Genomic DNA, 23,692 nt, shown 5'->3' on the forward strand with positions numbered 1-23,692 from the left:
CATTTTTTTCCGGGGTGCCAACATCACCTTCATTCCTGCCAACCTAGTCGTAATCATGGATTGGAACACGTGCAAGGCACTAAGCTGACGCTGTCAAACACGGGTTCCGAAGCAAAGTTCACTTCATCCTCCGCGACGGTTTCCTCCACCCCCTTGTTTTCGCATGGTCAACCCAATGCGTTTTCTCGCGACATCAACATCGACGACACGTACTTTAACCACCTGCCCGGTTTTAACCACGTCATGCGGATCTTTGACAAACCGGTCCGCCAGCTGGCTGACATGAACCAGCCCATCCTGATGCACGCCGATATCCACAAAAGCGCCGAAAGCGGCGACGTTGGTGACTGTGCCTTCCAAAACCATTCCGGGTTTCAGATCGGTGATTTCTTCGATGCCATCGGTGAAAGATGCGGAGACAAAACTGGGTCTGGGGTCGCGTCCGGGCTTTTCAAGTTCGGCAAAGATGTCCCGAACCGTCGGCAGGCCGAAATCCTGAGTTACAAATTGTTCCGCCCGCAACCCCTTTAACGCGCCATCATGGCCCATGATGTGACGGATATCGCGACCGCAGGCGGCAACGACCCGGCGCGCAATGTCATAGGCTTCGGGGTGCACTGAAGACGCGTCTAAAGGCTCTGAACCGTCCCTGATGCGCAGGAAACCGGCGCATTGTTCGAACGCACGTGGTCCAAGGCGGGCGACGGACAGCAAATCCTTCCGCGATAGGAAGGGCCCATTCAGGTCACGGTGGGTGACAATCGCTTCGGCCTGCGCCGGACCCAGACCAGACACGCGTGACAGCAAAGGGGCAGATGCGGTGTTCAGATCAACCCCGACAGCATTCACCACATCCTCGATCGCGGAATCCAGCGACTGTGACAGGCGATGCTGATCCACATCATGCTGATACTGGCCAACACCAATGGATTTCGGTTCGATTTTAACCAGCTCGGCCAAGGGGTCCTGCAATCGGCGCGCAATCGAGACCGCGCCACGTAGCGAGACATCCAGATCAGGAAATTCGCGCGCAGCCAGTTCAGATGCGGAATAAACCGAAGCGCCAGCTTCTGACACCACCACTTTTGTTGGTGCTTTCACCGTCTTGGGTAGAAGTGCAAGAGTGTCTGCAACCAACCTTTCGGTTTCACGGCTGGCCGTCCCGTTCCCGATTGCGATCAGTTCGATCCGATGAGCTGATATCAGATTGAGGATACTGGCCTGTGCACCTCGCAGATCATTCTTCGGCTGAAACGGGTACAAGGTGTCGGTGGCGACAACCTTGCCGGTCGCATCAACAACAGCAGCCTTTACGCCCGTACGAATGCCCGGATCCAGACCCAAGGTCGCCTTGGCACCTGCCGGTGCGGCAAACAGCAGATCCTTGAGGTTTCGCGAGAAGACCTGAATGGCTTCGTCTTGCGCCCGGCTGCGCAGGTCAGCCATCAGTTCGACCATCATGGACAGCGAAAGTTTCACCCGCCAAGTCCAGCCCGCGACTTTGCGCAACCACACGTCTGCTAGCCCAGTGCCACGTGTCTGTAGATGGGCGGCGACAATCGTCTCGGCCCGCGCGGCACCAAACTCCGGTTCAGGCGCGATATCCAGCGTGACGATGCCCTCTTTGGATGCCCGCAGCATCGCCAATGCCCGATGTGACGGCACGTCCGCCCACAATTCGGAATGGTCAAAGTAGTCACTGAACTTGGCGCCGTCCTTTTCCTTGCCTTCTATGACCTTTGCGCTGAGCAGAGCCTCGTGCTGCATGAAACTGCGCAATTCGCCCAGCAGAGCGGCGTTTTCTGTCAACCGCTCGGTCAAAATATCCCGCGCACCGTTCAAAGCATCCCGGGTCGTTGTTACCGCCTCGGTGAGGTACGCCGCGGCTAATATTTCAGGGTCGCAGTTGCGGTCCGCCAGAATAGCGTCAACCAAAGGTTCAAGCCCATTTTCGCGTGCAATCATCGCCTTGGTGCGCCGTTTTGGCTTATACGGCAGATAAATGTCTTCCAACTGCGCTTTGGTTTCCGCGCGCGCAATGGATTTACTCAGATCGTCGGTCAGTTTGCCCTGATCCTTGATCGAGTTCAGAATGGTTTCACGCCGCGCTTCAAGCTCGCGCAGATAAGTCAGCCGCTCAGACAGCAGGCGCAATTGGGTGTCGTCCAATCCTCCGGTTGCTTCTTTCCGGTATCGGGCGACAAAAGGCACGGTTGCTCCTTCGTCCAGTAGCTTGATCGCGGCACCGACCTGCTCGGAACGTGCCTTAATCTCGGTGGCGATAGTGCGGGCGATACGGTCCAATGGTGCCTCCTGAAGCGACGGTGGAAGAACTTCTTAACCAGCCGTTTCGGCAAGGGGAAGACCCTTGGTTCACTCCGCAGTCAGGCCGTTTCAGTTTGGCTGTTCATCAAGTCAGCACGCCAGGCAGTGTCCACATCAAACCCACGGCATAAGTCCGCGATACGGGCTACGCGTGCTTACCGAATGGGCCATATGTGCCAAGGTCACCAGATCATAAACCGGCAGGCTCAATTCCTTCTGAATTGAGGCCGCGTAAGGCGGTAGATCGGTGCATTCCAGTACCAGCGAACGGATTTCCGGTGTATCGCGTTTCAGTTTGCGTACAGCATTCAGAACTTCAGCCTCAATCAGATCGGTATCCATTCGGGTGCGCGTATTGCGCAGGATGACTTCGGCGAACTCGGTCGTGTTCTCAAGACCCTGCACAGCTACGGGGATATCTCCTGCCCCAACCCCATCGAAATGGCGTTGCGTCAGCGCCGAGGAATCGGCGGTTATCACTCCTACCGGTGCACTGGCACCGGTCATGTAATAAGCCAGCGGCACCTGAATCAGGCTTGAGGCAAAAACGGGCACGGACACGGCTTCGGCCAGCTCTTTCTGGAACAATGCAAGAAACCCGCAACTGCCAGTGATGGCCCGCACACCTTCGGATTCAAGCCTCTGCGCGCCTTTGATGAAGGGCTCCAGCAACTCTGGTGTCGGGTTGTTCAGCAGCTTTGGTACTGTGACGCCTTCAATCATCTCATACAGCACCGGGAACGGAAGACTCGATGGGTTTTTGATATGGCCCGGAGGTTTGGGGAAATAGCTTTCCAGGCACAAAACTCCGATGGATGCCCCGCAGATATTCTGTCCACCTGGGTAGATCGGCATGACGTTGTGATCCTTCTCGAGAAGTCGCTTCGCGTGTTTTAAAACCGCGACAAGGCAAATGGGTCCAGACTGATGTTCAGACGCTGTCCAGCTACCAGATCGGCCACAAGCTCTCCGGTTTTAGGCGCCATCATCAGGCCATAGTGGGAATGACCGAAAGCGCTGAACAATCCCTGATGTCCGTCAATCGGCCCGATGGCAGGCAAGCTGTCTGGAAACGATGGGCGGCGCCCCATCCAGAATTGCGTGTCGGCGGTATTAAGATCCGGTATCATTGCCTTGGCTTGTCGCGTCAGTAACGCCTGTTTTCGTGGATCGGGCGGGGCATCTACACGCGCAAACTCGGCGGTGCCTGCCACACGCAGCCCGCCCTGCATCGAACTGGCAACCACTTTGGCATCCACATCCATGACCGAATTCTGAAGGCTCGCCAAAGGTGCGGGGAACTGAACATGGTACCCGCGTTCAGCAGCCAGCGGCACAGACAGACCCAAAGGTTTCAAAAGCTCGGCAGACCACACACCTGCAGCCAATATGACTGTATCAGCCTGAAGCGTATCGGTCTGGGTTGTCAGATGCCACCGCCCCTCGTCGGTACGGTTCAGTTTTCGAACTTCGGCCCGAATAAACTCAGCGCCTTGTTGGCGCGCTTTTTCAGCCAGAACCGCGCCAATCTGACCGGGTGATGTAATCCGTGCCTGACCTTTGATAAGGATCGCTGCTTCGAAATCCTCGGATAGAGCGGGTTCAATTCGGCGCAACTCTGGGCCGTCGATCCTCTCGAGTTGCCCACCTTTCTCCTGTCGGATCAGATATCCCAGCGCCTTCAGGTCAGCTTGATTCGGGTGTCGGAAAGCATGGATGTAGTTGGAATCGACAATCAGGTCTTCATAACCAGTGTTCTGCAAATGACGTCGATACAACTCTATCGACGGTCTGCAAAGAAGCTCCATCGCATCCGAGATTCGGCGGACCGATCGTTCATCAGATGCTTTCAAAAACCTCAGGCCCCAAGGGACCATCCTCGGCCAGAACGAGGCCCTGACGGACAAGGCGCTTTTGGGGTCCAGCAGCATCCGGGGGATTGCCTTCCAGATACCGGGAACCGCTTGGGGGATCACTGACCATGGCGAGACGACACCAGCATTACCGAATGAGGTCTCCTGCCCGGGCTCTCCCCGGTCAATCAACCGCACGGTTTTGCCACGTTCCTGCAATGACAGCGCGCAGCAGATGCCGACGATCCCGGCGCCGATTATGGTAACACGTTCAGACATGTCAGGCCGTTGCTTGAGTTCGGGTGCGGGCGATCAACTGCGCAACGATCACGGGTGACGCCACTGCCAGCGCGATCAGGTCTGCCGTTAACGTGGGTGCCACGAAGATGATCCCGGCAAAGGCAATCAGAATACGAGACAATACGTTGAGCGGTTGCAGCCAATAGCCGACGACCGCCGCGGACAGAGCGATGACCCCCGCTATGCAGCTTGTCGCAGTATATGTGAATTCCCAAAAATCAAACCCAGTGGAAGACACGAACAACAAAACCGGCGCATAGACGAATGCCATCGGCGCTATCACCTTGCCCAACCCGAGCGTAAACGCGGACAGCCCGGTGCGGAACGGATTTGAGTTGGCGATCGCAGCTGCCGCATAAGCCGAGGTACAGACCGGAGGTGTAATTTCGGATACCACACCGTAGTAAAGCACGAACAGGTGGCTTGCGATGGGCGGAACACCCAACTGAGCCAGCGCGGGCTGCGCGACAGAAACCAGCATGATGTAAAGCGCGGTGGTTGGAATACCCGCCCCCATCAAGATGCAGACGACAGCGATGAAGATCAGTGAGATGAACAGTTGCAGGTCTTCGATTGCAAACAGCTGGAAGCTGCCGAACGAGATCATATTATAAAGATCCGCCGCCAGATTGCCTGCCCCTTGCGTGACCATAAATCCGATACGAAAGCCGATACCGGTGGTGTTGATCACACCCACAACGATACCCACAGCGGCGGCAGCGGCACCCACCGCCAGCGAGTATTTTACGCCCAGTTCGACAGCAGCCAGCATCTCGGGCACCTCGATACGTTTTTGTGGGTTCAGTGTGGCTGTCACAGACAGCGCGCAGAGTATCGCGGTCATTGTCAGGTCGAACCCGCCATCCGAGAATTTCCACAACACAAAGGCCAGAAACGCCGCCGCGTAAATCAGCGTTGGTGGCTGCTTGATACGCGACATACCCGCGATCACCGCCAGCGATATGCCGCAGAAGGCCGACATGAATGGCGTGTAACCGGTAAACAGCACCACCAGCAGGCCAATCAGGGGCACGATATTGGCCCAACCTTCAGCCCAGACAGCTTTAAGCTGCGGTAATTGCTCTTTCGTCAGACCCTTCAGGTTCAGCTTGCGCGCCATCAGATGCACAACTGCAAAGACACCCACGTAGTGCAGAAGCGCCGGGAAGATCGCCGCAATGACAATAGTGGTGTAAGGCACCTCCAGGAACTCGGCCATGATAAAGGCCGCGGCTCCCATGATGGGCGGGGTGATCTGGCCGCCCGCCGAGGAAGCGGCCTCGACCCCGCCCGCGAAATGGCCCGGATAACCCAGGCGTTTCATGTTCGGGATGGTTAGCGCTCCGGTTGAAACCGTGTTGGCGACTGAAGACCCCGAGATCGTTCCAAAGAATGCCGATGAAACGACCGATACCTTGGCCGGGCCACCTGTATAGCGACCCGCCAGAATGGTGGCATTGTCGATAAACAACTGTCCCAACCCGGTGCGCTGCGCGATCACACCAAACAAAACGAAATGGAAGACTATGGTCGAAACGACCCAAAGCGTGACGCCATAGATGCCTTCCTGCGGAAAGTACATCGACGACACGAAGGTTTTGAAATTTACACCGGGATGCTGCAACAAACCGGGAAAATAAGGACCAAGCAGAGCGTAAGAGATGAATACGCAGATAATCAGCGGCAGCACCCAACCCAGCGTGCGACGGGCGATGTCAAGTACCAGCAGAATGATAACCACGCCAAGAAAGACATCGTAATTGTTGGGATTACCCATACGAAAAGTCTGTTCCTCGATCCCGAGAAAGGGAATACCGCGCCAGGCAAATCCAACGTAAAGCGCCGCAACGATGCCAAATGCCATGAATACCAGGTCATAAAGCGGGACGTTCCCAATACGAAACCTGCTGATTTTGAGCGCATATAGGTTTTTAGCCCCGACAATCGGAATGGTCGCGTAAACCAGTATGAACAACAGGGCCAGATAAATGCCCATGTGCCAGTGGTCCGCCGGCAAGCCGAAACCTGCGGTGAAGAATTCATAGGACGCGAATAACAGGGCAACAACCCGCAGAACCTTGGCCGTGTTCGGTGTAACCTGACGTACTGCGGCGCCTTCGTCGAACTGTTCTTCGATGGCTGCCAGTTCTTCGGCTGTCAGGTCGTGGTCATCGCGTGTTTCGGTCTCGGACATGATGGCCCTCTGATTGCGCGTGTAAGGAGAGTGCGGTGCCCCGCACAGGGGCACCGACGACAGGCTTCAATGAGGTTCGATTACTGCAGAAGGCCTGCTTCTTTGTAGAACTTCTCTGCACCAGGATGCAGGGGGACACCCAGTGCTTCGACTCCGTCCAAAGCTGTGTCAGCTGTGATCTGCTTGCCTTTGGCGTGACCGTTGTCCAGCAGTTTTCGGGTGTTGTCGTTCCACAGTGCTTTGGTCAGCTGATAGACCAGTTCTTCGGACAGATCCGACGACACAACCAGCATAGCGCTGACCGCTGGGGTCTTGGTTTCGGTGTCAATCCCTTCATACACACCGCCCGGTATGGCGGAAGGGATATAGGCCGGAATGATCTCGTTGATCTTAGCAAGGTCTTCGTCACTGAACGAGTGCAGGTTCATACCTTTGGTCGATGACAACTGCACCATAGCGGCGACCGGCCAGCCAGCTGCGTAGAAATACGCGTCCAGCTGCCCATCGGCCAGACGCTCGGCGCTCTGACTGTTGTTCAGCTCTGCTTCGTCCATGTTATCGCGGTTCACGCCCCATGCATCCAGCATCTGCAGCACGGCCACCTGTGTGCCTGAACCCGCCTGTGCGATACCCACGCGCTTGCCTTTGAGATCGCTCAGGTCACCAATGGTCTGACCTGCGGGCAGAACCAGATGCAGATCCTCTGGGAACAGGTTTGCCACAATGCGCAGCTTGGGATGCGGCTTGCCTTCGAACTTGCCTTCGCCCAGATACATCGAACGGGTGACATCAGCGGCGGCCAGACCGGCCTCAAGCTCGCCATTCTCCACTGCCGCGTTGTTAAAGACTGACGCAGTTGTTGATTGTGCAATCGCGATCAGGCCGGGTACGCCGCACTGACCACCTTCTTCGCAGGGGCGCGAGCCCGGAGGGGCCGAGATCCCATTTGCGATGGTTCCGCCAATCGGAAAATAGGTGCCGCCTGCACCACCGGTGCCAATACGGAAAAAAGTTGGGTCCTGTGCAAGTGCGGGCGCGGCCATAGCACCTGCCAAAGCCAGACCTGTCAGGCATTTCATCAGTCTCATCGTAAGCTCCCAGTTTTGGATCATTGGATTCGGTTTGTCCGAACTCTGATCCAATCAGCCTATGGAGATTTACCATAAATACAAATTTGTTATATTTAACTAAACTGAAGTTTGGCTTATGGATTTGGAATGAACCTTACTCAATTGACTGTTTTTCGTGAGGTGATGGAAAGCGGCTCTATCTCTCAAACCGCAAAAAAGCTGAACCGGACACAGCCGGCCATCAGCCTTGCGCTCAAGAACCTAGAAAAAAGTTTGGGGCTGATCCTGTTCGAACGAAGAGGGCGCCGTTTGATTCCAGTACCGGAAGCACACTACCTATTGTCGGAAACCACTGGTATTCTGGACAGATTATCTACGATTTCCAGTACGATGCACGGACTTCTTAAAGGGAGTTCCGGTAGCTTGAATATTGCAGCGATGCCAGGCCCTTCCACTTTTGCCTTTCCGAATTTCATCAGCCGTTCAGTTGGTGGAAACCCCGATATACAAATCACACTTTCAACTCGCAGCTCTCCGCAGATTATGGAACTGGCGGGTACTCAGAACATCGATTTCGGGTTTGCTGATTTTGAACATCCGACAGGTAAGCAACCACAGTTCTCAGCCGAGATCATAAGCGGCGACTGTTTTTGCGCGCTGGACAGAGACAACCCCCTGGCGAAAGAAAGCGCCGTTATGATATCCGATCTTGACGGAGTTCCAATGGGCGGGCTGCATGACACGCATCCGTTTCAGGAAAAAGTGCGACAAGCGTTTCAGATGGTCTCGGCGAATTACACACCAACGGTGACCTGCCAATATTTTCTGCCGCTTATCCCTTTTGTCGGATCGGGCCAATGCTGCACGATTGTCGATCCGTTGACAGTCGTTACCGAGCGGGAGTTGAACATTTCAAACGACCGTGTCGTGTTTTTGCCCTTCAGTGAACCGTTGAGGTATGAATATGCGATCCTGTCACCGAACCACCGGCCTCCGTCCCAGCTAGCGTTGCAGATCAAAGCCGGCTGGAAGGCTGAGGTTTTGTCGATGCTGCATCGAACAGGTGCCAACCCACAGACAGAAATCGCCTGAAAACATACACGTTCCCAGTGCTGCTCAGTTGCGTTGTTCAATCGATGACTCCAGCGTTGACCGCAAAAGTTGCGCATCAAGCGGTTTGTAGAGCAAAGGCAGATTGGCGCGCTTGCAGCGCCTGGCCAGTTCAGGTGATCGGTTGGCCGAAATAACGCAGCCGGGCAGAGGTCCAAACTCGTTCGTCAGGGCATGTATCGCGTCGACACCGGTTCTATCGTGATTCAACTGAAAATCGGCAACTATTGCATCGGGCAGAATGTCAATTTCACGAAGAAGATTGATTGCTTCGTCTTCGCTTTCGCTCTCCAAAACCTCGACCCCCCAGGATTCGATGGTCATGGTCAGTGCACTACGAAGGTTTTCATCATTCTCAATCAACAATACGACCGTGTTACCAAGTACCTTGGAGCCCGGATCGTGGGCCGCAGGGGCGCTGCTGGATGTGGTCTGCTCTTCCCGCGCCAACGGCACTTCGACTGAGAATCCAGTGCCTTTGCCTACTTCGGAATACAGCTGGATTGGATGTTGCAACAGCCCACAGGCGCGCTCCACGATTGCAAGGCCCAATCCCATACCCTCTGCGGCGCTGGCATCAGAATGCAGGCGCTGAAATTCCTGAAAGACGATGTCTCTTTGGTCTGACGCGATACCGATACCTGTATCCCAGACTTGCAAGGCAATTGCGCCTTTGCGACGCCGCACACCGACCAGAACCTTTCCGGTCTCGGTATACCTGATCGCGTTCGACAGCAGGTTCTGCAAAATCCGACGCAAATAGCTGGCGTCGCTGGTCACACGCGCGTTCGTGTCAACAAATGACAGCTCAAGCCCTTTTGCCTGCGCCACCGGGCGAAATGCGTCTTCCATCTGCGAAAACAGCGTGCTCACTGATATGGTCGACAAATGCGCGGTGGCCCGTCCTGAATCCAGCTTCGAGATATCCAGCAGCGCTTCCAGAATGTGTTCAACGCTGTTCAGCGCACTTTCAGCCTTGCCTGCAACGGTCTTTGCGTCGTCTTTATCCAGGCCGCTGCCCAGCGATGCAACATAAAGCTTTGCCGCGGAAAGAGGTTGCAACAGGTCGTGACTGGCTGCTGCCACGAATCGCGACTTGGATGCATTTGCACGCTCGGCCTCGTTCAACGCGTCAGCCAGTTCCATTGTGCGAGATGTTACGCGTTGTTCCAACAGCTCTTTGGCTTCGTATAAGGCCTGAGCGGACTTTCGTTCTGCGGTTACATCGGTGAAGGATATCACAAAGCCCCGGTCCGGCATCTCCTGCGCAAACACCGAAAGAATTTTTGACCTTCCGCGGTGCATCTGAAATTGCAGAGGACGGCGATAAGTTTGCCGCGTCACCCAATCCAGCAGATCGGCTTCCGTTACCCCCTTCTGGAACTTGATGTTCGTGCCAAGGCGATTGGACAGCGATTCAAACCGGGTCCCCATCTGAAACTGTGCGATCGGAATGGCCAGCAACTCGCTGGCGCGGTTGTTCCACCCGATCAGACGGTGTTTGTTGTCAAAAATGCAAACGCCCTGTTCGATATGTTCCAGCGTCGCGCGGATCAGCCTGGCCTTGTCATCCAGTATCCGGTCACGCTCCTGCCGTTCGATCCGCATGATATCGGTCACATCGGTTTGCAGGATAACAGTGCCGCCATCCGGCGTGCGGTGTTCGGATACTTGCGACCACCGATTGCCAACAAGCCGGACGTTGAACACCACATGATCGTCCGTATGCCGGTCCAAACGGCTTTTGGCCCAGTCTGTCGGTGTCATCGTTTCAGGCAGGGACAGGAACCCTGATCGGCTGACCAGTTCGACATATTCGGCAAAGCTCAGCCCTGGACTCAGCCGCTCCTGAATGTCAGGCATATGCAGACCAAAGCGGCTGTTGCACAGCACCAGTTTTTCGTCGCGATTGAAAAGGGCAAACCCCTCTTGCACTGTTTCGATTGCATTGGCCAGATCCGCGCGTGCGGCTTCGGTGTCCTTGTTCGCCTGTGCCAGTCTGGCATTGGAATCGTTCAGCAACTCAAGGGCACGTTCCAGATCATTCGTCCGGGCGCGGACCTCTTGTTCAAGCACGGCCGCGCGCTGAAACTGCGCATAAGCTGCGCCTGACGCATCGGTGGATTCTTCTACCCGGCGCATCAGCGCTTCGGCAATCTTGCGAAGTTTCTCGTTCTGGCGATCAACCGAGTCCGTGGGATCTGTAAGATGCTCGATCATGCGTTACTCTTTCTCGGGTGGATATATAGCAACACCCGTCAGAGTTTGGTTCACGTGGATGGAATTGTACTGCTCTCCGTAGGTTGAAAATCCGACAACGTGATTGCGGGCCAGAATGTCCGAGATTTCGCGGGTCTTTTGCTTTTCCTGCGCTTCCAGTCGGCGGAGAATGCAGTCGCAACCCAGAATGGTGTCGGGTTGCCGTTTCTCGGTCAGAAGGCCGATTTCTTCCTCAAGATGCTCGACCATGTCCCTTGGTTCGGCCAGCGTCAGCACAAGCCCTTCATCAATGGCCGAGAAAAAGACGAGGTCCCCGTTGCCCGCCACCTGCTGAATGGCGCGGACGTGATGCTGCCCGCCAATCTGCACAACAACGGGGTGCGCCGCAAATGTGAATGTCGTCAGTTGTTCCGGATCCTTGCCAAGGATACGGGCGTATTCACGCGCGGCGGGCTCGGCGTTGATTTCCTGAACGATGCGTTTTGCCGGGTCCGCCTTGGTCACCACCATGCGCCGGTTCGTTGGTACCAGATGATCGGTTTTGAACACCTTGATCGGGCACCGCGTACGAACCTGAGTCAGTATGGCAGCATTGCTCAGCGCCTTGCCCTGATGCAGCACATAGGTACGCCCGAACCGGGTTCCATCACCGGCCGATCCGCCAAACAATGGCACCGGCCCCAAACCGACGGCCAACTCGGAGGTCAACGCATCCTCTTTGGTCGACAATCCGTCGATCATCAGGAAAGTAAACTCATGGTTCCAGTCGGGCGCCGTGACCATCATGTCGTTTCGGTTGTGGATCATCTCATTGATGATGCTTTCCGCCTCAAAATCGTTCAGATCGGAAACCAGGACCGTACGCGTGTCGAAATGGGACTGTGGCAGGCCAATCGCGACGATCTGATCCTCGCAATAACCGCTATCCGCAAGTTCTCCGGCGGTGGTACAGCCAACCACCGGAGTAGGCGCAAACACCTGCTCGGCTTTGGTAATGACCGCAGCCGCGTCCGCGTTTGGACTAACAAAAAGTATCACCAGCGCAAGCGGTTCAGCCCCGAGTTGACGTACGAGCACCCCAAGCGCCTGCCCGGTGTCGTAACGCGCGAAAGCCGTTTTGACGATGCCTGTCGCACCGGTCCGGGCTGTCGCCCACCCGACTGCTTGGTCCATCGAGCCTCCTCCCTAAAGCGCGACGATGTGGTGAGAGTATGACGCTTAGCCGTGGTCTTGCAAGACGCTGGCAAACGAAGCTTTCTTTGCAATCAGAACGGCTTGCGTCCGGCTTTGCACACCCAGTTTCCGCATGATTGCCGTGACATGCGCTTTGACCGTGGGTTCCGCAATGGACAGGTCATAGGCAATCTGTTTGTTCAGCTTGCCCTCACAGATCAGTTGCAGAATGCGGGCCTGCTGATTTGTCAGCGTCGCAAGCCGATTGACCGCCTCGGCGTGTTCATCCTCTTCAACATTGATCAGAACGCACCCTTCGGGCACGAAAACTTTGCCGGAATGCACTGTCTCGAATGCCAGGCGAAACACATCGCGTTGGCTATGCTTGGGTACATAACCCGATGCGCCCGCCTGAATCACCTGACTGACAACGCGATTATCCGTCATCGAGGACACCACAATAACCGGGGCATTCGCAGCAGCCTTCAGACGGACAAGGCCGTCCAGCCCCTCCACATCCGGCAGGTTGAGGTCCAGCATGACCGCGTCCGGTTTCAGCCCACCTGACAGAAGTTCCATCGCGCCTTCCAGTCGGTCCGCGGTATGGATTTCGCCGATCTGCGCCACGCTTTGCAAGGTCATCGACAGCGCGTCGCAAAACAGGGGGTGGTCATCGACGATCAGCACTTTCTCGAAGCCAGATCTTTCGACGGAGTCTGCAAGCATTTGGTATTGCCTTTTTTCAATCAGGTTGCCCCCAGTTTATCCAATCCTAACAACGAAAGTAATCTGCGCCTACTGGCCCAAAGTCGTACATAAGATCGGCTCGGCGACACCTACACCCAAGGTCTAATAGGCAGGGCGAAAAACACCACGTAGCGTAAGAAAAAACACCTGGAGAAGAGAAATGGAGCTTAGTGACAGCCGCGTCATTGCCGCGCCGCGATCCAAGGTCTGGGACGCGCTTTTGTCGGCTGAGGTTCTGAAAGAATGCGTTCCGGGATGTCAGGAAATGACGGGCTCGGTCGATGACGGATTCGAAGCGACGGTGGTGCAGAAAGTCGGCCCCGTAAAAGCGACCTTCAAAGGGGCCGTTACCCTTTCTGATATCGTAACGCTTGAAAGCGTGAAGCTCTCGGGTGAAGGTAAGGGTGGGGCTGCTGGTTTTGCCAAGGGTGCGGCCGATGTCAGTTTGTCTGATGTGCCCGAAGGTACTCTGCTGACCTATACCGTCGACGCACGTGTCGGTGGCAAGCTGGCCCAGCTGGGCAGCCGGGTCATCGATGGCGTCGCCAGAAAAATGGCCGACCGGTTCTTTGAAAATTTTCAGAACGCGGTCGAACCCGAAAAAACACCCGATCCGGAAACCTCGGATCAGGTTCAAGCTGAACCTTCTGCCGAGGGTGAAGGCGGCGAAGCAAAAAAAGGTTGGTTCAAGCGCGTATTGGGCGGTTGAACCGTTGGAATTCAGGGAGGAGAAAGTCATGAAAATTTCAATGACCGTGAACGGCAAGGCCGTCAGCGGCGAGGTTGAGGGCCGGACGTTACTGTCCGGCTTTCTGCGCGAGCAACTGTCATTGACGGGCACGCATGTCGGCTGTGATACGGCCCAGTGCGGCGCCTGCGTTGTACATGTGAACGGTCAGGCCGTGAAGTCGTGCAATATGCTGGCGGTCGAAGCCGACGGTGCTGACGTTGGCACCATCGAAGGTCAGGCAAATGCGGACGGTTCGCTGAACGTGATCCAGCAAGCCTTTCAGGATCATCACGGCCTTCAATGCGGGTTCTGTACACCGGGTATGGTGATGAGCGCCGCAGCGCTGCTGAAAGACAACCCACGCCCATCTGAGGCCGAAATCCGAAAGTACCTGGAAGGCAACCTGTGCCGCTGCACCGGGTACCACAATATCGTCAAGGCGATCATGGCCGCCTCAGGCCAGGACGTCGGCAGTATCGCTGCGGAATGATGCCGCTGCGGGCGTAAACATTGCGCCCGTGGGACAAGTGAAGGGTGCAGCAGCATCCGTTTATGGGAGGAGAACAAGCAATGCCCAAAGACAGTGGCATCGGAGCCAGTTCCAAGCGGCGCGAGGACGTCCGCTTTCTGACCGGAGCAGGCAACTATACCGACGACATCAACGTACGTGGTCAGGCTTACGTATATTTCCTGCGGTCCGACATCGCGCATGGTCGGATCAATTCTGTAGATACATCAACCGCCGAAGGTATGCCCGGTGTGGTCAGAGTATTCACCGGCAAAGACTTTGAAGGCGTGGGCGGAATGCCCTGTGGGTGGGAAGTGACCGACAAGCACGGCGCGCCGATGCAGGAACCACCACACCCAATTCTGGCACAGGGCAAGGTGCGCCATGTGGGCGATCCCATTGCCGCCGTGGTGGCCGACAGCCTGGAACAGGCCCGTGACGCGGCCGAGGCTATTGATCTGGATATCGAGGAGCTGCCCGCCGTGATCGACATGAAATCCGCGGCGCAGGAAGGCGCGACGCTGGTTCATGACGATCTGAAAAACAACATCTGCTATGACTGGCAGCTGGGTGAGGCCGACGACGCCAAGGTGAACGACGTCTTTGCCAATGCCGCGCATGTCACCACTTTGGATCTGGTGAACAATCGGCTGGTCGCCAACCCGATGGAGCCGCGCGTGGCTGTGGCCGAGTACAGCCGGGGCACGGATGAATATACGCTCTATACCACTTCGCAGAACCCGCATGTCATCCGCTTGTTGATGTGCGCGTTCGTTCTGGGTCTGCCGGAACATAAAGTCCGCGTCGTAGCCCCGGATGTGGGCGGTGGTTTTGGCACCAAGATTTTCCATTACGCAGAAGAAGCGTTCTGCACTTTTGCCGCCAAGGCCTGCAACCGCCCCGTCAAGTGGACGGCCAGCCGGTCCGAGGCGTTCATGTCGGATGCGCAGGGTCGTGACCATGTCAGCACGATTGAGCTGGCTCTGGATGCGGATAACAACTTCATCGGCCTGCGGACCAACACCTATGCCAATCTGGGTGCCTATCTGTCGACCTTCTCCAGCTCGGTTCCGACATGGCTGCATGGGACGCTGATGGCAGGCAACTATAAGACCCCGGTCATTCAGGTGAATGTGAAGGCGATGTTCACAAACACGGTGCCGGTGGACGCCTATCGCGGCGCTGGTCGACCCGAAGCAACCTTCCAACTGGAGCGTGTCATCGACAAGGCTGCGCGCGAGTTAGGTGTCGATCCGATCGCCCTGCGTCGCCAGAACTTTGTCACGCAGTTCCCCTATGACACGCCAGTGGCGCTGACTTACGACACCGGGGACTACAACGGGACAATGGACAAGCTTGAGGCTGCTGCTGATCTTGCGGGCTTTGCCGCACGACGCGCGCAGAGTGAGGCCAAAGGCAAGCTGCGCGGTCTCGGCGTCAATTGCTATATCGAGGCTTGTGGTATCGCGCCTTCGAATATCGTCGGCATGTTGGGAGCCCGTGCAGGTCTTTACGACGCGGCGACAGTTCGGGTGAACGCCACCGGCTCGATCAGTGTGATGGTTGGCGCACACAGCCACGGGCAAGGCCATGAAACAGCCTTTCCGCAGGTCGTGGCCGACATGATCGGCATCGACGAGTCAATGGTCGAGATCGTGCACGGGGACACCTCGAAGATCCCGTTCGGCATGGGCACCTATGGCTCACGCTCGCTGGCGGTCTGCGGCTCGGCTATGGTCAAGGCCACCGAAAAGGTGATCGACAAGGCCAAAAAGATCGCAGCCCACCTGTTGGAGGCGTCCGAGGCAGATATCGAACTCAAAGACGGTCAGTTCAGTGTTGCGGGGACCGACAAGTCGGTGGCGTGGGGGGATGTGACTCTTACGGCCTATGTCCCGCACAACTATCCGCTGGAAGTTGAACCGGGGCTGGAGGAAACCGCGTTCTATGACCCGGCCAACTTTACTTTCCCGGCAGGGGCTTATGCCTGTGAGGTCGAGGTTGATCCAGACACAGGTCAGGTCAGTATCGAGAAGTTCACGGCTGCAGATGACTTTGGCAATATCGTCAATCCAATGATCGTTGATGGACAAGTGCATGGCGGTATTGGTCAGGGCATCGGTCAGGCCTTGCTGGAGAACTGTGCCTATGACGAGAACGGCCAATTGCTGAGCGCGTCCTACATGGATTACGCGATGCCACGCGCCGATGATGTCCCGTTCTACGGCGTGGATCATTCCAGCCAGACGCCCTGTACGCACAATCCGCTGGGCGTGAAGGGTTGCGGCGAGGCCGGAGCGATCGGCTCACCGCCAGCGGTGGTCAACGCGGTGCTGGATGCGTTGAACTCGGGTGGAAGGGCTGTTGATCATATCGACATGCCGATGAGCCCGTCACGCGTTTGGACTGCGATGCATGGTTGAGAGGTTGGGGTGCGAGGGGCCAGCCCCTCGCGCTCCCTGGGATATTTATAGCCAGATGAAGGGCGGATCAGCGCCTTTCGGAAAGGAAGAACGAAATGTACAATTTCGAGTTTGAGAAGCCCTCGACCATTGCTGACGCAGTTGCAGCATTGGCAACAGAGGATGCGCAGGCGTTGGGAGGCGGGCAAACCCTGATCCCGACATTGAAACAGCGATTGGCGGCACCGTCCAAACTGGTGTCGATGGGCGGCATTGCCGAGATGCAAGGCGTCTGCGTTGATGATGACGGCTCGGTCTCTGTTGGGGGTGCAACACCTCACGCTGTCGTTGCTCGCGACGCTGCAGGATCTTATCCCGCGCTGGCGGCATTGGCTGGACAAATTGGCGACCCGGCAGTGCGCAATCGCGGAACCATCGGTGGTTCGGTTGCGAACAATGACCCGGCTGCCTGCTATCCGGCGGGTGTGCTGGGATCGGGCGCAACCGTGGTGACCAACGCGCGTCAAATTGCGGCAGATGACTTTTTTCAGGGCATGTTCACCACAGCCCTGGATGAAGGAGAGATCATCACCTCGATCCGCTTTCCGGTTCCGCAGGCGGCAAGCTATCAAAAATTCCAGCAACCAGCATCGCGGTTTGCACTTGTTGGGGTATATCTGGCCCGTTTCACGGACGGCGTGCGCGTGGCGGTGACCGGCGCAAGTGAGGATGGCGTCTTCCGTTGGAGCGAAGCCGAGCAGGCGCTGAACAAGGAGTTTCGCCCGGACGCCTTGATGGACCTTCGGATTAACCCCGCCAACATGATCGCTGATTTACATGGCAGCAAGAAATACCGGGCGCATCTTGTGTCGGTCATGACCAAACGCGCCGTGGAAGCCTGCATGTAGGCATTTCACGACAAGATGCTCAAAAGCCCCGGTTTTTACCGGGGCTTTTTCGTTGAGATATGGTTTTGATGTCTCACCAAGGTCGGGCTGGCCAGCACTTTTCCGTTGTTTGAGGGTCGTGGCCAGTGTCTGCGCAAAATGAAATCAGGCCGCCCATTTCCGGGCGGCCTGATCAAGTCATAAACTAAGCTTTCGCTTTATTCGGCGGCTTGTGCACCTGTAGCGGCGTGTTTGTCACGCTGGCTGTCGCGGAACAAAGCTTTGGCCAGAGCAATACACATCAGACCCATCACAGCAGTAAAGGGCAATGCACCGATGATCATCGCGTTTCGCAGCGCATCCATCGGGTTGTTTTCACCGGCTGCGAGGATCAGAGCGCCGATCACAGCCGTCAGGATGACACCCCAGATGATGCGGTGCTTGATGCCCGTCTCCTGGCTGCCACCCGACATGATGGTGTTCATCACGAGAATGCCCGAGTCTGCCGACGTGACGAGGAATGTCATGATCAGGATCACGCACATCACGTTCAACATTGACAGCAGACCACCGTCAATCATGTAAGATAGTGTCACGAACAGCTTGTTGGTGTTCGATGCGCCGATGATTGCACCTTCTGCAGCGCCTGCCAGTTCCAGATCAATCGCAGTTCCTCCCAGAACAGTCATCCATGCAAAGCACACCAAAGCCGGGGCGAACACACAGCCTACGATGAACTCGCGGACAGAGCGTCCTTTCGAAATGCGCGCGAGGAACAGGCCCACGAAGGGCGAGAACGCGATCCACCAGGCCCAGTAGAACGTGGTCCAACCCGACTGCCAGCCGAACTGACGCCCCTGCTCACCCGCCGCATAAACGGCTGCCAGGGTTGCTTCATCCAACTCTGCTGCTGCCCCTTCCAGGCCGCTCTTGAAACCGTCAAAGCTGCCCCACGCATTGGTAGCTCCGCCCATCAAATCATTGGCATGGGCTTGTGCTTCGGCAGGCAAAGCCGCAGCGAAGGCTTCAACTGACAGCGGGCCATAGGCGTTAAAGCTGAGCGACAGGATATGCAGGATATAGTCGACCATTGCCGTGCCATAAGTGGTCATGGCAAAGACGAACGAGCCGAAGACGATAAATGTGCCCAATAGGATGATCGACAATACGAGGTTCAGGTTCGACAGATATTTAACACCACGACCAACGCCTGATACGGCCGAAATAATCGACAGACTCATGATGATGACCAGACCGGCGATCAAACCTACTTTGCTTGGGGTTGGAACTTCGCCACCCAGATCCATGACCCATTCCATACCGGTGATGGCATAAAGCCCGTCGATGAACTGGCTGACACCATAGCCGATGGTGACGGAAACACCGAGGATCGTCGCAACAACACCCAGAACGTCAACCACATGGCCGAAGAATCCATTGACGAAGCGGCCGAACAGGGGCGTCAGCGCCGAGCGGATGGTGAGAGGCATGTCGCGTGTATAAGCGTAATATGCCAGCGACAAACCGGTCACCACATAGATGGCCCAAGCGTGAAACCCGTAGTGCAAGAAGGTATAGCGGTAAGCCGACTGCAGCGCTTCGGGTGTATTTCCAACGACCGCCTCGGATACGACTTCGGGGTTCGAACCCCACAGCCCCAACGGTTCTGCGGTTGCAAAAACCATCAGACCAACACCCAGGCCGGCGCCGAACATCATGGAGAACCATGAGAAGTTTGAAAACTCGGGCTTTTCACCGGGTGTTCCCATCACACGGCGACCCGTGGACGGAATAGCGGCGACAACGGCCAGAAAAACGAGGAACAACCCGACAATGACAATGTAGAAGCTGTTGAAAAGCTCAAGCAGCCGCCCGTTCAGGCTGCCAAGCGTGCCGTTTGCATTTGCAGGGAATACCAATGCCCACAGAACCAGCGCGACCATGATGGCCTTGCTGATCAGGGCAATTGGGACGCTGTAGTTTTCATAAAAACCGGCATCCGCCGTCTTTATCTCAACGTCCGTGAATGGATCGGGTATCGACATATTGCGTTTTCCTCCGTGTGTTCGCCGTTTCTTGTTCTTTGGATTTCTGCTTGGGGTGCACCGCGCGGGACGGCGTAAACAAACATGCCCAATGCACCAAACGATCAGCGAGTTGACTGCAACTCAGCTGAGATTTACGGGGAAGACCACACACCATGTGGGATCGCCCACCGCTCTTTTCCTCCCAGATTGTGTTCGCTTGCAAAAGCTGTTGGTTCGTTGTGGCAAGTCTGTCTGCCGTTGAACCTGGTAGCAGCTTCGCAAGAAGTGGTTGCGCCCTTCAATTCGGGAAAACCTATGACAGAGGTTAGGGCAGCTCACCCAAGAATCCGACCCTTATGCTACTCGAAACGACGCTCTCGGTTACTCGAAACACGTGTTAGCGAGAACAAGTAAAGGGCGTGATTGTGGTTCCTTCTACAGTTTCAATACCAGTTTGTCCGACTTGGCCCGCGAAACGCATGTGCACAGGAACTCATGCGTTTCCTGCTCTTGCGGAGTAAGTATACCGTCGCGATGATCAACTTCGCCGGACACGACATCAACGATACAGGTTCCGCAAAGCCCTTCGGAGCAGCCGAAATCAACCTGCACACCATTGGCCTGCAAAACCTCCAGAATAGATTGGTCCTTGCCAACGGGATAGACCGCGCCGGTCGACTGGATCTCGATCTGGAAATCGGCGTTCGGGGCATGTTCAATGTCCGACGCGGCGGCGAACCGTTCAAAGTGTATCGCGCCGCCACGCAGCAAGGCACCTGCTTCCAGTACCGCATTCAGCATCGGTTCCGGGCCGCAGGTATAAACGTCTGCGCCCATCGGCATCGATTGCATGACCGATCTCAGATCGAATACCCCGTCTGTGTTATCACAATGCAAATGATACCATTCATCCAGTCGAAGCGCCCGGAATTGCGCATCCATCGCCGCGTATTCTTTCGAACGAACAAGATAGTAGACACGAAAATCCTGCCCTCGGTTCAGCAACTCACGTGCCATTGCAACCAATGGTGTGGCCCCGATACCGCCAGCGATCAAAGTGACGTGCCGATCATGGCTTTCGAGTTTGAAATGGTTGCGGGGACCGCCAATTTCCACGGTCGCGCCCTCTTGCAGGTCATGCATCGCCAGTGACCCGCCTCGCCCTTCGTCTTCGCGTTTGACGGCCACGTTGATCAGGCGTCCATCCTGGCTCCAGCTCCACAGCGAGTATTGCCGTATCAGACCGTCTTCAAGATGGATGTCCACATGCGCCCCGGGCTCGAGGCTGGTGAAGCGCCCGCTTTCGATCTCGAAGCAGAAATCAGAGGTGTCGGGACTGAGTGGTGTTTTTCGCACAAGGCGGGCAACTTGAGTATCCATCACTTGTCCTGTTCGGTCTCACGTGGCGTACATTCTGCGTCTTTCAGCAAACAACAGGAAAAAAGATAGATTTCAATTGCAAAATTTCTAACATTCGGGTGAATTGAGCTCACCCAGAGTTCAAAAGCCAACAAACCTCCATGTCTCGACGCCACTACAACCTTCCTCCACTTACGACACTATCGGCCTTTGAAGCCGCCGCTCGGCATCTCAGTTTCAAGGAAGCCGCAAGCGAGCTTTCCGTGACGCCTGGTGCCGTCAGTCATCAGATTAAGGCGCTGGAAAGCGAGCTGGGCGCGGCCCTTTTTGTCCGAAAGCACCGCGGCGTGGAACTGACCGAGGATGGGCAAGACCTGTTTGAGGCACTCGGCACTTCGTTCCGGCAGATTTCAAAGGCACTTGAAAAGATTCGCAGCAATGATTCCGAGAACCACGTAACCGTTGGATCAACCACTGCAGTCGCCGCACTTTGGCTGTCGCCATCTGTCATCCGGTTCTGGCAGGATTTTCCGCACGTGAAAGTGAACCAGATGGCGCAGGACAAGGCCTTCACGGACCGGCCGGATATCGACCTGTTCATCCGCTATGGCCGGGACGCCAACGCGCAACTCACGCACACGAAACTGTATCGCGATATCCTGACACCCGTTTGCAGCCCCCAGATGGCCGCGGACCTTAAAGGGGCCAGCCTTGAAGACCTCGTGCAGCGGCGGCTGATCCATCTCGAAACTCAGGACAGCACCTGGACGACCTGGTCATCCTGGTTCCACGACCTCGGGTTTTCTGGAGTTGTTCCCGTGGAATCGCGGGTGAACAGCTACGCGCTTGCCCTTCAGGTGGCGCGTAAAGGGGCGGGCCTTGCGCTGGGATGGAAACGTCTGGTCCAGCCCATGCTGGCTTCGGGGAAACTCGTCGCGCTGGAGGAATTCAGCCTGCCCGCCCCGGACAACTTCTATCTTGTCGGTCGCCCGGACGATCAGCTTTCGGAAGGGGCGCTGGCTCTCAAGAATTGGTTGCTCAACGAACTGTCTGAAGGTTCGGTTTAGCCTGCCTCAATTTGCCATTAGGTTTTTTAGTATTGAACGTGGGCGGCCTCAGCCGCCAATGGATGCAGCGATAAACTCATTCAAAATCACTCAGGAGTGGCCGATGAACAAGCACGCACCGCTTTCGTCTGTTCTGACACCGGTAAACACCGCAAAGGGTCTGCCGAACGAGCATTATATTGATCCCGCAGTTTTTGCCGAAGAACGGGATGCGGTCTTGTTTGCGAACTGGTCCGGCATCGGCTTTGGCAAAGACATTCCCGAGGCGGGAGATGCATATCCGATCGATTTCCTCGGTGTGCCGCTGTTGATGGTTCGTGATCGCGACGGTCAGATCGGCGTGTTCCAGAACACCTGTCGTCATCGCGGCATGATTTTGGTCGACAAGCCGCAAAAAATCCGCGGCGCGATCCGCTGCCCCTATCACAGCTGGTGCTACGGCCTGAATGGTGAATTGCGGACTGCCCCTCATGTCGGTGGCCCTGGGCAGAACACCCATGAGGATCTGGACTTCGCCGAGTTGGGCCTTATCCGCATCCGCTCGTATGTCTGGCGGGATGTTGTCTTTGTCAATGTCAGCGGCGACGCGCCGGAATTCGAAGATGTCCATGGCGAGTTGATGGAACGCTGGAAAGAATTCGATCAACCGATGTATCACGGTGGCGCTGGCGCATCGGTTTATCTTGAGTTGAACTCGAACTGGAAACTGGCTGTTGAGAACTACTGCGAAAGCTATCACCTGCCCTGGGTTCATCCCGGCCTGAACAGCTATTCGCGTCTGGAAGACCACTACAACATCAACGAACTGGGCAAATATTCGGGTCAGGGCACCTATGTCTACCGCCAGTTCGAGGGTCACGATGGCGAAAAGCTGGATGATTTCGAGAATCTGAGTGAGCAGTGGAATGACGGCGCGGAATATATCGTCGTTTACCCGAATACCCTGCTGGGTGTTCAGCGTGACCACGGCTTTGCCTTCCTCATCGATCCGATCACGCATGAGCGTTCGAACGAACGGATTGAGCTCTACTACGCCAAAAAACCCGAAGACGCACCCGAACACGAAGCGCTGCGTGCCAAGAATGCGCAACTGTGGAAAACAGTGTTCGAGGAAGACGTCTTTGTGGTTGAAGGCATGCAGAAAGGCCGTCACGGCGTGAAATTCGATGGCGGCCGTTTCTCGCCCGCGATGGACGGCCCGACCCATTGTTTTCATCATTGGGTGGCCACGCAAATCGAAAAAGCCCGCGCTGAAGTGTAAGCAATCCTGAAAATGTTGATCTGGTCAGGCCCTTCTGACCAGATCGCGGATCGGTTGTAACAACAGCAGACGGGACGGCGTTGCGTCTTTTGTCTCCTAGTGGACAGCCGGTGAATTCGCTGAAAGGGTCACAGTGGATCTGGACGAACTCGACAAACACCTCTTGCGGGCCCATGCGGAAAAAGATGTACCCGCATTGATCCGGCTGTATCACCAAGCGGCGATTCTCGCCGAAGAGCGCCAGCATCATGAAGCCGCGTGCTTCTATCTGACCCACGCATTTGTGTTTGCGCTGGAATACGGCGCGCCGGAGGCAGATGAGTTGAACCTGAAGTTGTTTGAACGTGGCCGCGCACACCGATTGACGTTCTGACGAGCTCATTTGCTTAAGCGTACCGCGACGCTAGGCAATTTTCAAAGTTTGAGTTTAGCTGACTTCATTCGATCTCGAATTTTGTC

18 protein-coding genes are annotated in these 23,692 nt (G+C 56.1%); 8 read left to right on the top strand and 10 right to left on the bottom strand.

The window, feature by feature from the left end; translation table 11 throughout:
* Positions 1-123 precede the first annotated feature (123 nt).
* The 5 genes from ACR0D9_RS17815 to ACR0D9_RS17835 form a co-directional block, all read right to left on the bottom strand.
* A complete protein-coding gene (locus ACR0D9_RS17815; protein WP_480488684.1) occupies positions 124-2,304 on the bottom strand; it encodes a Tex family protein in 2,181 nt (726 codons plus the stop codon).
* A gap of 135 nt (positions 2,305-2,439) precedes the next feature.
* A complete protein-coding gene (locus tag ACR0D9_RS17820; RefSeq protein WP_480484339.1) occupies positions 2,440-3,180 on the bottom strand; it encodes an aspartate/glutamate racemase family protein in 741 nt (246 codons plus the stop codon).
* Positions 3,181-3,218: 38 nt separating this feature from the next.
* On the bottom strand, positions 3,219-4,457 hold the full coding sequence (locus ACR0D9_RS17825) for an NAD(P)/FAD-dependent oxidoreductase (RefSeq protein ID WP_480488686.1): 1,239 nt from the start codon (positions 4,455-4,457) through the stop codon (positions 3,219-3,221).
* A 1-nt stretch (position 4,458) separates the two neighbouring features.
* The gene (locus tag ACR0D9_RS17830) at positions 4,459-6,672 is read right to left on the bottom strand and encodes a TRAP transporter permease (protein WP_480484337.1); all 2,214 of its coding nucleotides are present in this window, start codon (positions 6,670-6,672) and stop codon (positions 4,459-4,461) included.
* A gap of 80 nt (positions 6,673-6,752) precedes the next feature.
* Positions 6,753-7,760 (bottom strand): TAXI family TRAP transporter solute-binding subunit, encoded by a 1,008-nt coding sequence (locus ACR0D9_RS17835; protein WP_480484336.1) that lies wholly within the window; start codon positions 7,758-7,760, stop codon positions 6,753-6,755.
* Positions 7,761-7,889: 129 nt separating this feature from the next.
* On the opposite strand from ACR0D9_RS17835, the gene ACR0D9_RS17840 reads away from it, so the two are divergent.
* Positions 7,890-8,834, top strand: coding sequence for a LysR family transcriptional regulator (locus ACR0D9_RS17840; RefSeq protein ID WP_480488688.1), 945 nt, complete (start codon positions 7,890-7,892; stop codon positions 8,832-8,834).
* A 24-nt stretch (positions 8,835-8,858) separates the two neighbouring features.
* Here the strand turns inward: ACR0D9_RS17840 and ACR0D9_RS17845 are convergent, their stop codons facing one another.
* Genes ACR0D9_RS17845 through ACR0D9_RS17855 form a run of 3 tightly spaced genes read right to left on the bottom strand, consistent with a single transcriptional unit; the run spans position 8,859 to position 12,971 of the window.
* Positions 8,859-11,072, bottom strand: coding sequence for a hybrid sensor histidine kinase/response regulator (locus ACR0D9_RS17845; RefSeq protein WP_480539687.1), 2,214 nt, complete (start codon positions 11,070-11,072; stop codon positions 8,859-8,861).
* A gap of 3 nt (positions 11,073-11,075) precedes the next feature.
* Positions 11,076-12,245, bottom strand: coding sequence for an FIST N-terminal domain-containing protein (locus tag ACR0D9_RS17850; RefSeq protein ID WP_480539689.1), 1,170 nt, complete (start codon positions 12,243-12,245; stop codon positions 11,076-11,078).
* Between the two features lie 45 nt (positions 12,246-12,290).
* A complete protein-coding gene (locus tag ACR0D9_RS17855; RefSeq protein WP_480488693.1) occupies positions 12,291-12,971 on the bottom strand; it encodes a response regulator in 681 nt (226 codons plus the stop codon).
* A 181-nt stretch (positions 12,972-13,152) separates the two neighbouring features.
* Here ACR0D9_RS17855 and ACR0D9_RS17860 point away from each other — a divergent pair, with 181 nt between their 5' ends.
* From ACR0D9_RS17860 to ACR0D9_RS17875, 4 genes are all read left to right on the top strand, one after another.
* On the top strand, positions 13,153-13,701 hold the full coding sequence (locus ACR0D9_RS17860; protein ID WP_267367516.1) for an SRPBCC family protein: 549 nt from the start codon (positions 13,153-13,155) through the stop codon (positions 13,699-13,701).
* Positions 13,702-13,729: 28 nt separating this feature from the next.
* Positions 13,730-14,212 carry a (2Fe-2S)-binding protein gene (locus tag ACR0D9_RS17865; protein ID WP_209507073.1) on the top strand — a complete coding sequence of 161 codons (483 nt, stop codon included), beginning with the start codon at positions 13,730-13,732 and terminating at the stop codon, positions 14,210-14,212.
* 80 nt (positions 14,213-14,292) lie between these two features.
* On the top strand, positions 14,293-16,653 hold the full coding sequence (locus ACR0D9_RS17870; protein WP_480539691.1) for a xanthine dehydrogenase family protein molybdopterin-binding subunit: 2,361 nt from the start codon (positions 14,293-14,295) through the stop codon (positions 16,651-16,653).
* A gap of 95 nt (positions 16,654-16,748) precedes the next feature.
* A complete protein-coding gene (locus ACR0D9_RS17875) occupies positions 16,749-17,540 on the top strand; it encodes an FAD binding domain-containing protein (RefSeq protein ID WP_480488699.1) in 792 nt (263 codons plus the stop codon).
* A gap of 197 nt (positions 17,541-17,737) precedes the next feature.
* On the opposite strand, the gene ACR0D9_RS17880 is transcribed toward ACR0D9_RS17875, so the two are convergent.
* Positions 17,738-19,564, bottom strand: a complete 1,827-nt coding sequence (locus tag ACR0D9_RS17880) for a BCCT family transporter (protein ID WP_480477333.1) — start codon at positions 19,562-19,564, stop codon at positions 17,738-17,740.
* Between the two features lie 417 nt (positions 19,565-19,981).
* Positions 19,982-20,926, bottom strand: coding sequence for a PDR/VanB family oxidoreductase (locus ACR0D9_RS17885; RefSeq protein WP_480539692.1), 945 nt, complete (start codon positions 20,924-20,926; stop codon positions 19,982-19,984).
* A gap of 140 nt (positions 20,927-21,066) precedes the next feature.
* On the opposite strand from ACR0D9_RS17885, the gene ACR0D9_RS17890 reads away from it, so the two are divergent.
* From ACR0D9_RS17890 to ACR0D9_RS17900, 3 genes are all read left to right on the top strand, one after another.
* Positions 21,067-21,972: a LysR substrate-binding domain-containing protein gene (locus tag ACR0D9_RS17890; protein ID WP_480488703.1), complete on the top strand. Its 906-nt coding sequence runs from the start codon at positions 21,067-21,069 to the stop codon at positions 21,970-21,972.
* Positions 21,973-22,075: 103 nt separating this feature from the next.
* Complete coding sequence (locus tag ACR0D9_RS17895; protein ID WP_480488705.1) at positions 22,076-23,233, top strand: aromatic ring-hydroxylating oxygenase subunit alpha; 1,158 nt, start codon at positions 22,076-22,078, stop codon at positions 23,231-23,233.
* 133 nt (positions 23,234-23,366) lie between these two features.
* Entirely contained in the window at positions 23,367-23,606 is a 240-nt protein-coding gene (locus tag ACR0D9_RS17900; protein ID WP_480488707.1) for a hypothetical protein, read from the top strand.
* Positions 23,607-23,692: the final 86 nt, after the last annotated feature.

Source organism: Ruegeria sp. AK11 (assembly GCF_056541095.1).

What these genes read in the sequence shown, in the direction of transcription:
- ACR0D9_RS17865 (WP_209507073.1), top strand. Translation starts at nt 13,730, where the DNA reads ATGAAAATTTCAATGACCGTGAACGGCAAGGCCGTCAGCGGCGAGGTT.
- ACR0D9_RS17890 (WP_480488703.1), top strand. Translation starts at nt 21,067, where the DNA reads ATGTCTCGACGCCACTACAACCTTCCTCCACTTACGACACTATCGGCC.
- ACR0D9_RS17880 (WP_480477333.1), bottom strand. Translation starts at nt 19,564, where the DNA reads ATGTCGATACCCGATCCATTCACGGACGTTGAGATAAAGACGGCGGAT.
- ACR0D9_RS17830 (WP_480484337.1), bottom strand. Translation starts at nt 6,672, where the DNA reads ATGTCCGAGACCGAAACACGCGATGACCACGACCTGACAGCCGAAGAA.
- ACR0D9_RS17840 (WP_480488688.1), top strand. Translation starts at nt 7,890, where the DNA reads ATGAACCTTACTCAATTGACTGTTTTTCGTGAGGTGATGGAAAGCGGC.
- ACR0D9_RS17870 (WP_480539691.1), top strand. Translation starts at nt 14,293, where the DNA reads ATGCCCAAAGACAGTGGCATCGGAGCCAGTTCCAAGCGGCGCGAGGAC.
- ACR0D9_RS17885 (WP_480539692.1), bottom strand. Translation starts at nt 20,926, where the DNA reads ATGGATACTCAAGTTGCCCGCCTTGTGCGAAAAACACCACTCAGTCCC.
- ACR0D9_RS17825 (WP_480488686.1), bottom strand. Translation starts at nt 4,457, where the DNA reads ATGTCTGAACGTGTTACCATAATCGGCGCCGGGATCGTCGGCATCTGC.
- ACR0D9_RS17850 (WP_480539689.1), bottom strand. Translation starts at nt 12,245, where the DNA reads ATGGACCAAGCAGTCGGGTGGGCGACAGCCCGGACCGGTGCGACAGGC.
- ACR0D9_RS17875 (WP_480488699.1), top strand. Translation starts at nt 16,749, where the DNA reads ATGTACAATTTCGAGTTTGAGAAGCCCTCGACCATTGCTGACGCAGTT.
- ACR0D9_RS17820 (WP_480484339.1), bottom strand. Translation starts at nt 3,180, where the DNA reads ATGCCGATCTACCCAGGTGGACAGAATATCTGCGGGGCATCCATCGGA.
- ACR0D9_RS17895 (WP_480488705.1), top strand. Translation starts at nt 22,076, where the DNA reads ATGAACAAGCACGCACCGCTTTCGTCTGTTCTGACACCGGTAAACACC.
- ACR0D9_RS17835 (WP_480484336.1), bottom strand. Translation starts at nt 7,760, where the DNA reads ATGAGACTGATGAAATGCCTGACAGGTCTGGCTTTGGCAGGTGCTATG.
- ACR0D9_RS17845 (WP_480539687.1), bottom strand. Translation starts at nt 11,072, where the DNA reads ATGATCGAGCATCTTACAGATCCCACGGACTCGGTTGATCGCCAGAAC.
- ACR0D9_RS17855 (WP_480488693.1), bottom strand. Translation starts at nt 12,971, where the DNA reads ATGCTTGCAGACTCCGTCGAAAGATCTGGCTTCGAGAAAGTGCTGATC.
- ACR0D9_RS17860 (WP_267367516.1), top strand. Translation starts at nt 13,153, where the DNA reads ATGGAGCTTAGTGACAGCCGCGTCATTGCCGCGCCGCGATCCAAGGTC.